Source organism: Enterobacter sp. A103 (assembly GCF_034427535.1).
In the GTDB taxonomy this organism is placed as follows: domain Bacteria; phylum Pseudomonadota; class Gammaproteobacteria; order Enterobacterales; family Enterobacteriaceae; genus Enterobacter; species Enterobacter asburiae_B.
The window spans coordinates 510,609-522,927 of the sequence record NZ_JAXQPQ010000001.1; the positions used below are offsets into that span (position 1 = coordinate 510,609).

General features: G+C 57.7%; 13 protein-coding genes. 10 read left to right on the top strand and 3 right to left on the bottom strand.

Annotated features, from left to right (window positions below; translation table 11 throughout):
- The first annotated feature begins 151 nt into the window (after positions 1 to 151).
- The 7 genes from adhP to SPH27_RS02495 all read left to right on the top strand — a co-directional run bounded on the left by adhP (position 152) and on the right by SPH27_RS02495 (position 8,426).
- Positions 152 to 1,162 carry an alcohol dehydrogenase AdhP gene (adhP, locus tag SPH27_RS02465; RefSeq protein WP_182072893.1) on the top strand — a complete coding sequence of 337 codons (1,011 nt, stop codon included), beginning with the start codon at positions 152 to 154 and terminating at the stop codon, positions 1,160 to 1,162.
- Positions 1,163 to 1,311: 149 nt separating this feature from the next.
- Entirely contained in the window at positions 1,312 to 2,931 is a 1,620-nt protein-coding gene (locus tag SPH27_RS02470) for a TIGR04028 family ABC transporter substrate-binding protein (protein ID WP_094935007.1), read from the top strand.
- Between the two features lie 10 nt (positions 2,932 to 2,941).
- A complete protein-coding gene (locus SPH27_RS02475) occupies positions 2,942 to 3,886 on the top strand; it encodes an ABC transporter permease (protein WP_024909556.1) in 945 nt (314 codons plus the stop codon).
- On the top strand, positions 3,883 to 4,731 hold the full coding sequence (locus SPH27_RS02480) for an ABC transporter permease (protein ID WP_182072892.1): 849 nt from the start codon (positions 3,883 to 3,885) through the stop codon (positions 4,729 to 4,731). The genes SPH27_RS02475 and SPH27_RS02480 overlap by 4 nt, the downstream gene beginning before the upstream one ends.
- Positions 4,731 to 6,338 carry a dipeptide ABC transporter ATP-binding protein gene (locus SPH27_RS02485; protein ID WP_182072891.1) on the top strand — a complete coding sequence of 536 codons (1,608 nt, stop codon included), beginning with the start codon at positions 4,731 to 4,733 and terminating at the stop codon, positions 6,336 to 6,338. The genes SPH27_RS02480 and SPH27_RS02485 overlap by 1 nt, the downstream gene beginning before the upstream one ends.
- Positions 6,335 to 7,324 carry a putative FMN-dependent luciferase-like monooxygenase gene (locus tag SPH27_RS02490; RefSeq protein WP_126327653.1) on the top strand — a complete coding sequence of 330 codons (990 nt, stop codon included), beginning with the start codon at positions 6,335 to 6,337 and terminating at the stop codon, positions 7,322 to 7,324. The genes SPH27_RS02485 and SPH27_RS02490 overlap by 4 nt, the downstream gene beginning before the upstream one ends.
- 10 nt (positions 7,325 to 7,334) lie before the next feature.
- Positions 7,335 to 8,426 (top strand): alkylhydroperoxidase domain protein, encoded by a 1,092-nt coding sequence (locus SPH27_RS02495; RefSeq protein ID WP_058840965.1) that lies wholly within the window; start codon positions 7,335 to 7,337, stop codon positions 8,424 to 8,426.
- Positions 8,427 to 8,432: 6 nt separating this feature from the next.
- Here the strand turns inward: SPH27_RS02495 and araJ are convergent, their stop codons facing one another.
- The 3 genes from araJ to SPH27_RS02510 all read right to left on the bottom strand — a co-directional run bounded on the left by araJ (position 8,433) and on the right by SPH27_RS02510 (position 10,672).
- Complete coding sequence (gene araJ, locus SPH27_RS02500; RefSeq protein ID WP_182072890.1) at positions 8,433 to 9,608, bottom strand: MFS transporter AraJ; 1,176 nt, start codon at positions 9,606 to 9,608, stop codon at positions 8,433 to 8,435.
- Positions 9,609 to 9,797: 189 nt separating this feature from the next.
- On the bottom strand, positions 9,798 to 10,304 hold the full coding sequence (locus SPH27_RS02505; protein WP_182072889.1) for a YbjP/YqhG family protein: 507 nt from the start codon (positions 10,302 to 10,304) through the stop codon (positions 9,798 to 9,800).
- The gene (locus SPH27_RS02510) at positions 10,304 to 10,672 is read right to left on the bottom strand and encodes a hypothetical protein (protein ID WP_182072888.1); all 369 of its coding nucleotides are present in this window, start codon (positions 10,670 to 10,672) and stop codon (positions 10,304 to 10,306) included. The genes SPH27_RS02505 and SPH27_RS02510 overlap by 1 nt, the downstream gene beginning before the upstream one ends.
- Positions 10,673 to 10,933: 261 nt before the next feature.
- Here SPH27_RS02510 and ppk2 point away from each other — a divergent pair, with 261 nt between their 5' ends.
- The 3 genes from ppk2 to SPH27_RS02525 all read left to right on the top strand — a co-directional run bounded on the left by ppk2 (position 10,934) and on the right by SPH27_RS02525 (position 12,279).
- The gene (gene ppk2, locus SPH27_RS02515) at positions 10,934 to 11,752 is read left to right on the top strand and encodes a polyphosphate kinase 2 (protein ID WP_033145639.1); all 819 of its coding nucleotides are present in this window, start codon (positions 10,934 to 10,936) and stop codon (positions 11,750 to 11,752) included.
- Positions 11,753 to 11,827: 75 nt separating this feature from the next.
- Positions 11,828 to 11,956, top strand: a complete 129-nt coding sequence (locus SPH27_RS02520; protein ID WP_322435580.1) for a hypothetical protein — start codon at positions 11,828 to 11,830, stop codon at positions 11,954 to 11,956.
- Positions 11,956 to 12,279 (top strand): CcdB family protein, encoded by a 324-nt coding sequence (locus SPH27_RS02525; protein ID WP_048976764.1) that lies wholly within the window; start codon positions 11,956 to 11,958, stop codon positions 12,277 to 12,279. Before SPH27_RS02520 ends, SPH27_RS02525 begins: the two co-directional genes overlap by 1 nt.
- Positions 12,280 to 12,319 lie beyond the last annotated feature (40 nt).

Consider the following 12,319-nt stretch of genomic DNA (forward strand, 5'->3'; position numbering starts at 1 on the left):
AATTATTAGAGGAACGCCGTATTCTTATTCTGAAAATGGATTAAATAATGACATTATGTTGCCGTTGCCTTGCATTACAGCGCCAAACCACTAATCCTTGAGGAGTATTACACCTGCTATGCAGATACTCATCATGAACAAGGAGATACACATGAAGGCTGCTGTTGTCACTCAGGATCATCAGGTCAATATCACCGAAAAAACCTTACGCCCGCTAAAGCACGGGGAAGCCCTGCTGAAGATGGAATGCTGTGGCGTATGCCATACCGATCTCCACGTGAAGAACGGTGATTTCGGCGATAAAACCGGGGTTATCCTGGGCCACGAAGGGATTGGTATCGTAAAAGAAGTCGGCCCCGGCGTGAAGTCGCTGAAAGTCGGCGACCGCGCAAGCGTGGCCTGGTTTTTTGAAGGCTGTGGCCACTGCGAATACTGTAATACCGGCAACGAAACCCTGTGCCGCGACGTGAAAAACGCCGGTTACTCCGTTGACGGCGGCATGGCGGAAGAGTGCATCGTCACCGCGGATTACGCCGTAAAAGTGCCGGACGGTCTGGAATCCGCTGAGGCCAGCAGCATCACCTGCGCCGGCGTTACCACCTACAAAGCGGTGAAGGTGTCCGGAATCAAACCAGGCCAGTGGATCGCGATTTACGGTCTGGGCGGGCTGGGCAACCTTGCGCTGCAGTACGCCAAAAACGTCTTTAACGCCAAAGTCATCGCTCTCGACGTTAACGACGAACAGCTGAAGCTGGCTGCCAGCATGGGTGCAGATTTAACCATCAACTCCCGCAGCGAAGACGCCGCGAAAATTGTGCAGGAGAAAACCGGCGGCGCGCATGCCGCAGTCGTTACTGCCGTCGCAAAAGCCGCATTCAACTCAGCCGTTGACGCCGTGCGTGCCGGTGGCCGCGTGGTCGCGGTTGGCCTGCCGCCGGAAGCGATGAGCCTCGACATTCCGCGTCTGGTGCTGGACGGCATCCAGGTGGTGGGTTCGCTGGTCGGCACCCGTCAGGATCTGCAGGAAGCCTTCCAGTTCGCCGCTGAAGGTAAGGTGGTGCCGAAAGTCACGATGCGTCCAATCGAGGACATCAACGCCATCTTTAAAGAGATGGAACAGGGCCAGATCCGCGGCCGTATGGTGATCGACCTACGTTCATAATCGTTCATCTTTCATTACCGCTCCTCGCTGGGGCGGTTTTTTTATAGCCATTTTCCGGCAATCCTTATCTTAATTCCTTTGTTCCCTTGTTTTCCCCCGCGCCCGATGATGAATCCGACGCTAACAAGAAGATAACAAAGGAATTCACCATGCAAACCCCATTTCGTCTGCCGCTGCTGACGGCGCTGATTCTGGCGACAACCGCAGCCTGGGCCGCAGATGCGCCCGTCAAAGGCGGCACGCTGATTTATCTTGAGCAACAGGCGCACACCAATCTCTATCCGCCTGCCGGTGGCTTTTACCCGAACGGCGGCATTCTGAATCAAATCACCGACAAACTGACGTGGCAGAACCCAAAAACGCTGCAGGTGGAACCCTGGGTGGCCGAAAGCTGGACCACCAACGCCGATAAAACCGAATACACCTTTAAGCTTCGTCCCGGCATCACCTTCTCCGACGGCACGCCGCTCGACGCCAACGCCGTGGCGAAAAACTTTGATACCTACGGTTTAGGCAATAAGGCGCAGCGCCTGCCGGTGTCAGAAGTGATCAATAACTACGATCGCAGCGAAGTCATCGACCCGCTGACCGTGAAGTTCTACTTCAAAAAACCGTCGCCGGGGTTCCTGCAGGGCACCGCCACCATTGGCTCCGGTCTGGTCTCGCTCAGCACGCTGAAGCGCAACTTCGAAGAGCTGGGAGATGCCCGCCACATCATTGGTTCCGGCCCGTTTGTGGTGAAGGACGAGAAGCTGGGTCGTGAAGTGACGCTCGAAGCGCGCAAAGACTACCAGTGGGGGCCGAAAAATCTGGCGCAGCAGGGGCCAGCCAATCTCGACGGCATCAAGTTTATCGTGACCCAGGAAGACAGCGTGCGCGTGGGCGCCCTGCTGGCCGGTCAGGCCGACTTTATTCGCCAGGTGCAGGCGTATGACGAAAAGCAGGCGACCGATCAGGGCTATAAGATCTACGCCGCCCCGACGCGCGGGGTGAACGACAGCATCAGCTTCCGCCCGGATAACCCGCTGGTCTCCGATATTCGCGTTCGCCAGGCGCTGCTGCATGCCACCAATGCAAAACAGGTGGTCGAGACCCTCTTCTCGGCCAACTATCCGCAGGCGAAGTCCGTGATTGCCGGTTCCGCCGCAGGCTTTGTCGATCTCAGCGACAAATTGACCTTTGACCCGGCAAAAGCCAACCAGCTGCTGGACGAGGCGGGCTGGAAAGCAGGCGGCGACGGGATCCGCGCCAAAGACGGCCAACGTCTGGCGCTGACGGTGTATGAATCCCTGCCGCAGCCGCAAAACAAAGAGGTGCTGCAGCTGGTTGCCCAGCAGTGGCGCCAGGTGGGCGTGGCGCTGAGCGTCAAAGCCGGAGACGCAGGCAGCCGCACGCTGGATAACCTTGACCCGCTGAAAACCCCGTTAACCGTCTCCGAAGTGGGCCGCGCCGATCCGGACGTGGTGAAAAGCATGTTCTACCCGGCTAACCGCGACGCGCTGCTGCAAAAAGGCGGATCCAGCGACAAGGTCAAAAACTTCCGTGACGACAGGCTGAATGCGCTGCTGGTGAACATTTCGGCTGAGGTCGACCCGCAAAAACGCCTGCAGCTGGCGGGGGACGCCCAGCGCTACCTGCTGGATAACGCCTACGTCATTCCGATTTTCGAAGAGCCGCAGGTCTTTGCCGGTGCGCCGTGGCTGAAAGGCGTCAATTTTGAAGCGGTAGGCCGCCCGTCGTTCTACGGCGCGTGGATTGAGAAACACTGAGGAGCTGACGATGCGCCACGCACTTCTTCAACGCTTTGGGCACGGGCTGCTGGTACTGTGGGCCGCCTTTACCCTCTCGTTCGTGTTGCTCCAGGTGCTGCCGGGCGACGCGGTGCTGATTAAATTTCAGAACCCGGACCTTGGCTTAAGCCCGGCGCAAATCGAGGAGATGCGCGTGGCCTACGGCGCGGACAGCCCGCTGTGGCAGCAATACGGCCACACGCTGCTGGCAATGCTGCGCGGGGATTTCGGCTATTCGCTACAGGCAGGCGTGCCGGTCAGCGAGCTGATTGCCAGCAATCTGCCGGATACCCTGAGCCTCGCCCTGCCCGCGTTTGTACTCGCGGTCCTGCTGGCCTTTGCGCTGGCCTTTGCATCGCGTCTGCCGGGTCTGCGCTGGCTGAGCAATACCCTTCAGTCTCTGCCGGTCCTTTTTATCTCCTTACCGACGTTCTGGCTGGGGATTGCCCTCATCCAGCTCTTTTCTTTTCAGCTGCGGCTGATCCCGGTGATTAACCCGACGCCGCTGCAGGGGCTGATCCTGCCGATCGTGACCGTCGCGATCCCGATCTCCGCCCCGCTGGCGCAAATTCTGATGCGCAGTCTGGACCAGGTGGCGACGCAGCCTTTTGTCGCCGTCGCCCGTGCCAAAGGGCTGAGTGAAACCGCCGTCCTGTGGCGTCACGTGACCGGCAACGCCCTGCTGCCGGTCCTGAACATTGCCGGGCTGCTGCTGGGCGAGCTGATTGCCGGGGCGCTGATCACCGAAACCGTTTTTGGCCGCAGCGGGCTCGGACAGCTGACCCAGCAGGCGGTGAATAACCAGGATATCGCCGTGCTTCAGGCGGTAGTGATGATTTCCGCCCTCGGTTTTGTCCTGATCAATCTGCTGGTGGATCTGCTGATGCCGCTGCTGGATCCCCGTCTGCAAACCGTTACCGGAGGTGCATCATGAGTCTGGTCGATTACGCGGCCGCCGCGCAAAAACGCGTTCCAGCCTGGCAGGCCGTGGAATGGCAACCGGGACTGTGGCTGGCGTGGGGGGTGATTATTCTCGCCGCTTTTGCCGCCGTAGCGCCCGGCCTGTTAACCCACTACAGCCCGATTGAGGGCATCGCCGGGGCACAGCGCCTGGCACCGCAGGCGGGACACTGGCTCGGCACCGATCAGCTTGGCCGCGATGTTTACACGCGTATTGTCTACGGTGCATCACACTCCCTGAGCGCGGCGCTGGCCGCCGTGACGATGGGGCTGGTGGTCGGTACCGGCTTAGGGGTGATCGCCGGGACGTTCGCCGGGCGCGTCGAGTCTCTGCTGATGCGCTTCGTCGACGTGTTGCTCTCCATCCCGTCTCTGCTGCTCTCGCTGACGGTGATTATTCTGCTCGGGTTTGGCACCGTTAACGCCGCGATTGCCGTCGGCGTTGCCTCCATTGCCAGCTTCGCCCGCCTCGCGCGCGGTGAAGTCGTGCGTATCCGCCATACGGATTATGTCGAAGCGGCGTTTGGCAGCGGCGGGACGTTTTTCGCCGTGCTGTGGCGACACATCCTGCCCAACGCGTTAACCGCCGTCCTCGCCTTTGCCACGCTGCAGTTTGGTCAGGCCATCCTGGCGCTCTCCACGCTGAGCTTTCTCGGCTACGGCACCCCGCCGCCGGTGCCGGAATGGGGCTTACTGATTGCCGAAGGTCGTAACTATCTCTCTACCGCCTGGTGGCTCACCACCTTCCCCGGCGTGGTCGTCATCGCCGTGGTGCTGGCCACCAACCGTATCAGCCAACAGTTCAGCGGAGGTCGCTAATGACCGTTCTCTCAGTGGAAAATTTGACGATTAGCTACCGTTCCGCTCGCCAGTGGCGAGAGGTGGTGCATAACGTCAGCTTCACGCTCGGACGAGGGGAAATGCTGGCGTTCGTCGGCGAATCCGGATCCGGCAAGACGACCACGGCGCAGGCGATCATTGGCCTGCTGGCCGATAACGCCCGGCGCGATGCGGGAAAAATATCGCTCAACGGCGAGGAGATTAGCCGATGGTCCGCGAAGCGCCTCGATACCCTTCGCGGCGCGCGAATTAGCCTGGTACCGCAGGATCCGGGTAATTCGCTCAACCCGGTGAAGACCATCGGGGCGCAGGTCGGAGAGATCGTTCAGCTCCACCAGAAGGTGACCCGCGCCGAGCGCGACGAGCAGGTGCTCGCCCTGCTGACAAAGGTCGGCCTGAGCCACCCCGAACAGCGCATGACGCAGTATCCCCATCAGCTCTCCGGCGGGATGAAACAGCGCGTGCTGATTGCCATCGCGATAGCGCTGCGCCCGGACGTGATCGTTGCCGATGAGCCCACCAGCGCGCTGGATGTGACGGTGCAAAAACGTATTCTCGATCTGCTGGATATCCTGCGCCGGGAGTCGGGTACCGCCGTTCTGTTTGTCACCCACGATCTGGCGCTGGCCGCACAGCGCGCGGACAGGCTGCTGGTGTTTCGCGATGGCGAGGTTCAGGAACAGGGCAACACCGGCGATATCGTCCGCACGCCGCAGCACGCCTACACCCGCCAGCTGTTGAGCGATCTCCAGGGCCAGCGCCTGACCATCGCCCCGGTGGCCGGTCGGCCGCTCGCGTCCCCGGCCATTCGCGCCCGCGCCATCAGCAAGCAATTCTCCCTGGGCAAAGGTCATCAGCTTCAGGCGCTGGATCGGGTAACGTTTGACGTCAGGCGCGGCAGCACGCATGCGCTGGTCGGTGAATCCGGCTCCGGGAAAACCACCCTCGCCCGTATTTTGCTGGGGTTTGAACAGGCCGACAGCGGACAGGTCATCATTGATGATATTGATGCCACCGCGCTCAGCCGCGAGGCCCGTCGTCAGCTGCGCCAGAAGATCCAGTTCGTCTACCAGAACCCGTTTGCCTCTCTCGACCCGCGACAGACGCTGTTCGAGATCATCGAGGAGCCCCTGAAGAACTTTTCTCACCTCAGCAAGGCGGAGCGAAAGCTCCGGGTGGAGACGGTGGCGCAGCGGGTTGCCCTGCCCGTCGAACTCCTGACCCGCCCCGCCCGGGAGCTTTCAGGCGGACAGCGCCAGCGCGTTGCCATTGCCCGGGCGCTGATCCTGGAGCCGACCATTCTGGTGCTGGACGAAGCCACCTCCGCGCTGGACGTCACCGTGCAGGCGCAGATCCTGGCTCTGCTTCAGCAGCTGCAGCAGCAGCTGGGATTGACCTACCTCTTTATCACGCACGATCTGTCAACTGTCCGCCGGATCGCCCACAGCGTCACGGTGCTGCGCGGCGGTCAGGTGGTCGAACAGGGCGACGTCGGAACTTTATTCGCATCGCCGCAGAACGACTATACCCGCGAGCTGATTGACGCCATTCCCCATTTTTCACCCGCTACGGAGGAGTTCGCATGACGCGAAAACGCCTGGGATTTTTCACCCGCCTGCTCGACGACGCTGCGCCGAAGGAGCGCTATCGTCTGGCAACTGAACAGATCCGCCACGCCGAACGCCACGGTTTTGACAGCGCCTGGATTGCCCAGCACCACTTCCACGAAAGTGAAGGCGGCCTGCCGTCGCCGCTGCTGTTTCTGGCGCACGTAGCCGCGCATACCGAAACCATCCGGCTGGGCACGGCCATCATCACCCTGCCGATGGAAAACCCGCTGCGCGTCGCGGAAGATGCCGCCGTGCTCGATTTACTCGCCGATGGCCGTCTTGAGGTCGGTTTTGGTTCGGGCGGCACACCGACCTCATTTCTGCCGTTCGGACTGACGTTCGAGGAGCGCGGCGCGGCCTTTGCTGACCATTTGCATGTGATCCAAAGCGCCTGGCGCGGGGATTCGCTTACCCATCCGGATAACCACCTTTACCCGCCTGCGCCACAGCTGGCCGACCGTATCTGGATTGCCACCTTCTCTGTTGACGGAGCCGTTCGCGCCGCCCGGGCCGGACACGGTTTAATGCTCTCCCGCACGCAGCCGCGCCCGGCAGATCGGCTGGATTTAACGCTCGACGAGATCCAGAACCCGATTGTGGATGCCTACCTTGAGGCGCTGCCTGCGGGCATCGCACCGCGCATTCTGGCCTCCCGTACGGCGTTCGTCGCCGACAGCGACGACTATGCGCTCAGGGTCGCAACGCCGGGCCTCACGAAACAGGCCCAGCAGCATCGCGCTGCCGGGCACGTGGTTAAAGGTGACAACGTCACTGATTATCGCCGCCAGTTTGACGCGCATATTGGTTCGCCCGACACGGTGCTGCATTCGCTGAATGCTGATTCCATTCTCAGGCGCGCCACGGATATCTCATTCCAAGTCCATTCGGTCGAACCCTCGCATCGCGACACGCTGCGGTCCATCGAACTGATCGCCGAACGTATTGCCCCCCACATCCTTTGAGGAGACACCTATGTCGTTAAGTCAGGACATTCTCGCCGAGCTGGCGGAAATTAAACCCGGTTCCCCTCTGGCAGAGGCGCGCGCCACGCGTGATGCCGCCACGCGCCACGCGCAGGGCAGCTACGAAATCCTGTTTAGCCAGCAGGATGCTGATTTTGCACTCGACGAGCGCTTCGCCGTGGCGGCAAAAGTCGCCAGGTGGCACAGCGCGGAGGCGCTGGCCGCGCACTATGCGGGGTTTGGCCTGGCCGATCCCACCTCAGAACGCCTGACCCCGGCGCTGAATTTCGCGCGGCTGCTGACGTTCTCCCCCGTCGAAGCCACGCCCGCAGCGTTAAGGGCGCTGACCCAAGCGGGATGGAGCAAGGAAGGCATTGTTACCCTGGCGCAGCTTATTGCGTTTGTGAGCTTCCAGAGCCGACTCATCACCGGGCTGCGGCTGCTGAATGACAGGCCCGTCGCCAAAAGCGATGCGCCGGTGGCGGCAGGCATCTGGCACACGACCGCAACAACGGTCACTGGAAAGGCGGCCCCCGTCGCGTTCACCCAGCAGGAGCTGGGATGGGAACCGTGGATAGCGGCCAAACCGCTGGCGGATTTCAGTGACGATGAGGTTGCCATCCTGGCGAAATTTGGCCATACCGATTCCGAGTACTTCCGCCTGCTGGCGCGCAACCTGCCGGTGCTTGAACAGCGCACGTTAACGGATAAAGGCATTTTTTATACATCGGGGGGATTGCCGCGCGCCGAGCGCGAGCTGGCCGCAACGGTAGCCAGTAAAATCAACGGCTGCATTTACTGCGCATCTGTCCATGCGCGTAAAGCCAGCCAGCTGTCAAAGGATGACGCGGCGGTAGAAGCCCTGCTGGCCGTGCGGCCGGGGCGGTCCCTGAGCGAGGGGCAATCCGCACGCTGGCAGGCGGAAATCGATTTTGCGGCGGCGCTGTCGGTCACGCCGCCTGCCGCCACGCCGCTGCACCTTGCCGCGCTGGAAAAAGAGGGGCTGGATACCTTAGCGCAGCTCGATCTGGTGCAATCCGCCGCGTTCTTCGCCTGGGCCAACCGCCTGATGCTAACCCTGGGTGAGCCCTGGCTTGCCTGAAGCCTGTCAGGCTAGCGCGCGAGCGTTAGCCTGAGCCCGCCTGGCCCGCAGGTGGCCGTAGATCAGCAGTGCACTCATGGCCGAGAAAGAAAGTATTGCCGCCGGCAGCGTGACGTAACGCCAGCTAAAGCCGAGGACAATCATCATTCCGCCAAAGTACGCGCCAATCGCACTGCCGAGATTAAACGCAATCTGTCCCCCTGCCGCACCCAGCATCTCACCGCCCTTCGCATTTTGCAGAAGCAGAATTTGTAGCGGCGCAGAGAGCGCGAACAGCCCGGCACAGCAGATAAAGCCCATGATCAGCGAGGCCGTTTTCAGTTCACCAAAGGCGAAAAGCAGCAGCAGCGAGGCGACAATCACCATGTCGGTGGTGGCCGCAATGCGCAGCGGGCTAAAACGCCCCGAGAGCTTACCGCTCAGCAGATTGCCCAACACCATGCCAAGCCCCATCAGCATCATGATGGCCGTCATCATCCCTTCTGAATAACCGGAGACGTTGACCATAAACGGCTTAACGAAGCTGAACCACGCGAACACCCCGGCGTTGCCAAACATGGTGGCGGCAAAGATCAGCCAGGGTTCTGGTTTTTTCAGAAAGTGGAACTGCTCGGTTAATTTGATTTCTGATGTGTCGCGGATGTCCGGCACCCAGAGCAGAACCGAAAGGATCACCAGCGCATCGAACACGGCAATCAGAAAAAAGGTATAGCGCCAGCTAAACTGGTGCCCGAGCCAGGTCCCCAGCGGAACGCCCATCAGGTTGGCCACGGTCATGCCGGCGATCATCCCAGCCACCGCGACCGTCACCTTACCCGGAGGCGCAATTTTAGACAGGATAATCGCCCCGACGCCAAAAATAGCCCCGTGCGGAAAGCCGGAAATCAGCCGCCCCACCGCCAGCCAGAAATAGGACGTGGAAAACGTGAACAGGGCATTGCCGACAGCGGACATCGCCACCAGAAACAGCAGCGTGGTTTTTAACGAAAACTTGCCTGAGAACAGCGCCACAATCGGGGCACCAATCACCACGCCGAACGCATAAAACGAGATCATATTCCCGGCGGAGGGAATCGAAATACCGGTGTCATGTGCCAGCTCGGTTAACACGCCCATAATGCCAAATTCGGCCATTCCCAGGCCAAATGTGCCAAGCGCCAACGAAAAAATTGTCTTTTTCATACTTCAACCACTGGTTAATCACACGCGACGGACATTATTGAATAATCTTGTATGGTGAGCCAGTTCAAATCCGATGGCTGGCAGGTTAATCCATTAATTCAGGAGTTTTCTCCAATTGCTACGCGGCGGGAATGGCAAACAAAAAGCCCCGACTGGTGTCAGGGCTTCAAAGGATTTAAGGTTTAGCTTTTATAGTTCGCTTTCTGCCGCTGATTTAGCGCGTGTAATAGCGCCAGCATTGAAAATTGGGTGCTCGTGATTGTTCGTTACGTCACGAACGCGGTAGATTTTCCATGCATCTCCTTCACGACGAAGAAAGACTTCAAGATGTATGCTTCTTCCATCACCCGCCCCCTCAATGACCTGGACTACTTCACCGTTTAAAAATGGCCTTGCGTTTCCCACTCGTAACGCAGGTATCCAATCGCGAGAGTAATCCTGGGTATACGTAAAATAATCAGATTCGATTAACTCTTGTTCAGAGATTTCCTGAATGGCGCTAATGCGAGCAATAGTATCAGCAGAAACATATTTTCGCAGTGCGTCGGCAGGATAAGGCCTGGCTTCATCGCTGCCGAATACGGAAAGATAGGATTTATAAAATGATTCGGTAGCGTCTTGCGCACTCTGATCTTGACGGGCAGCAGAACTACATCCCACCAGCAGCATAACGAATGATAAAAATACCCTTTGCATCAGTGCATCCTGTAAATTTTAAAGGATGGTTGCATTTTGCGGTACCCAGGCCCCGGATACATGCTTTTTTGAACAAAGTCAGAAATCCACTGCGTACCGTCATACATAGTCATGTGACCTATGCCATTTCCGCCAGAATACGGCTGTATCACAGCCACATCGCCAGAAATTAAAGTAGAACCGGGCGGCAGCTCACTGAACCCAGCACGTAATAACTGCGCCCCATAATCTTTTGCATAATCTGTGTTCGGCACCTTAACGCCTCCAGCCAGAATGGCCAGGCGGGTAAACTTCGCACATTCACTATGAGAGTGCCCCAGAGCGTGTGAACGGAGATACGAAACCGCAGCTTCTTTATTCCAACTCATTCTTAGTTCCTTTAAGTAAATAAGAACGAAATTATCACGCTAACCACATTTAGCGTGTGGGATTAAACGTGCTGATTTTTCGCATCCGTGACGTTCTAAAAGGGGAACGGGTGCTAAGCACCTTCGTGAATACCTAAGTAACTGCTTGAAAAAATGTTGTTAAATTAATTACCTAAAAACAATACGTATAATATCAGGTGGATTACACTTCATAGTGCGGCCTCGCTTTTTTCCGCGCCGGACAATCTGAGGATGACCATCATGGGAAGCAAAAAGAAAACCAGTGTCGCTGTTGATGTCGTAAAGAATGCTCCGTTAAAGACCAAAGAGTATGAACAAGAGCTACGTCGCCTCCACGTTGAACTGGTTAAGCTCCAGCAGTGGGTCGTCGCCAAAGGGCTAAAAGTGTGTATTGTTTTTGAAGGACGCGACGGAGCGGGTAAAGGCGGCACCATTAAAGCGATCACCGAACGCGTCAGCCCTCGCGTGTTTCGCGTTGTTGCCCTCCCTGCACCCACCGAGAAAGAGAAAACCCAGCTCTATTTTCAGCGTTATGTTCCCCATCTGCCTGCCGCCGGGGAGATCGTCATTTTCGACCGCAGCTGGTACAACCGCGCGGGTGTCGAGCGGGTAATGGGATTCTGCACCCCCGAGCAGGTTGAGAAGTTTCTTGATGGTGCGCCGGTGATGGAAAAAGCGATGGTGGATGCCGGGATTATCCTGCTGAAGTACTGGCTGGAGGTCACGCCTAAAGAGCAGGAGCGCCGCCTGCGCGACCGTATTAACGATGGTCGTAAAATATGGAAGCTATCGCCGATGGATATTAAATCCTTTAACCTGTGGGACGAGTATACCCTCGCGCGCGACGCCATGTTTGAAGCGACAGATACCGCCTGGGCGCCGTGGTTTGTAGCGCGTTCAGAAGATAAAAAACGCGTGCGTCTGAATATTATTTCTCACCTGCTCACCCAAATTCCCTATAAAGAAATTCACGTCGAAAAGGTGGATTTACCGAAACGTAAAATCGGCAAAGTCAAACCCACAAAATATCCGTTCCGGTATGTGGAGGAGCGGTTCTGAAATTACTGGAATACGCCTCGCATAATGTAGATTACCAGGGGATACGGTATTGTTTTTTGTTGGCTGCGGTTGATAATGACCGCACCAGACTCCGCTGACCCGCGTCAGCCATCAGAAGCGGATCGTTCATTTATTCGCTCAATGAATGAGTTTGTCGAAAAACATGGAACCATTACTGATGATGAGTTTTTCAGGGTGCTTTAATGCTGAGACAATTTAATGTTTTCCGAAATACATCTGCGGCCACCCGGGATAAGCTTCCCTATTATATGCTCATTCAGGATGATTGTTATGATGATCTTGCCACGCGCGTCATTGTGCCGCTCGCGAGAAATAATAAATTACCGTTATGGCAGAGCCATCTGGCTCCAGGCGTAAATATCGATTTTGAAACATTTCTGATTTATTCGCCAATGATAACCAACCTTAACAATAACAAAATAAATCCTAAAGACTTTGTTTGTAACTTACGCAACGCACGTCATGACGTTATAGCGGCAGTTGATCGTTTATTGACTAATACATGACGCCAGCCGGTCAGGCATTTGCCCTGTCTGCGCAAACTCA

Excerpts from the sequence above, each read along its gene's own strand:
- adhP (WP_182072893.1), top strand. The coding sequence starts at position 152 with ATGAAGGCTGCTGTTGTCACTCAGGATCATCAGGTCAATATCACCGAA.
- SPH27_RS02470 (WP_094935007.1), top strand. The coding sequence starts at position 1,312 with ATGCAAACCCCATTTCGTCTGCCGCTGCTGACGGCGCTGATTCTGGCG.
- SPH27_RS02475 (WP_024909556.1), top strand. The coding sequence starts at position 2,942 with ATGCGCCACGCACTTCTTCAACGCTTTGGGCACGGGCTGCTGGTACTG.
- SPH27_RS02480 (WP_182072892.1), top strand. The coding sequence starts at position 3,883 with ATGAGTCTGGTCGATTACGCGGCCGCCGCGCAAAAACGCGTTCCAGCC.
- SPH27_RS02485 (WP_182072891.1), top strand. The coding sequence starts at position 4,731 with ATGACCGTTCTCTCAGTGGAAAATTTGACGATTAGCTACCGTTCCGCT.
- SPH27_RS02490 (WP_126327653.1), top strand. The coding sequence starts at position 6,335 with ATGACGCGAAAACGCCTGGGATTTTTCACCCGCCTGCTCGACGACGCT.
- SPH27_RS02495 (WP_058840965.1), top strand. The coding sequence starts at position 7,335 with ATGTCGTTAAGTCAGGACATTCTCGCCGAGCTGGCGGAAATTAAACCC.
- araJ (WP_182072890.1), bottom strand. The coding sequence starts at position 9,608 with ATGAAAAAGACAATTTTTTCGTTGGCGCTTGGCACATTTGGCCTGGGA.
- SPH27_RS02505 (WP_182072889.1), bottom strand. The coding sequence starts at position 10,304 with ATGCAAAGGGTATTTTTATCATTCGTTATGCTGCTGGTGGGATGTAGT.
- SPH27_RS02510 (WP_182072888.1), bottom strand. The coding sequence starts at position 10,672 with ATGAGTTGGAATAAAGAAGCTGCGGTTTCGTATCTCCGTTCACACGCT.
- ppk2 (WP_033145639.1), top strand. The coding sequence starts at position 10,934 with ATGGGAAGCAAAAAGAAAACCAGTGTCGCTGTTGATGTCGTAAAGAAT.
- SPH27_RS02520 (WP_322435580.1), top strand. The coding sequence starts at position 11,828 with ATGACCGCACCAGACTCCGCTGACCCGCGTCAGCCATCAGAAGCGGAT.
- SPH27_RS02525 (WP_048976764.1), top strand. The coding sequence starts at position 11,956 with ATGCTGAGACAATTTAATGTTTTCCGAAATACATCTGCGGCCACCCGG.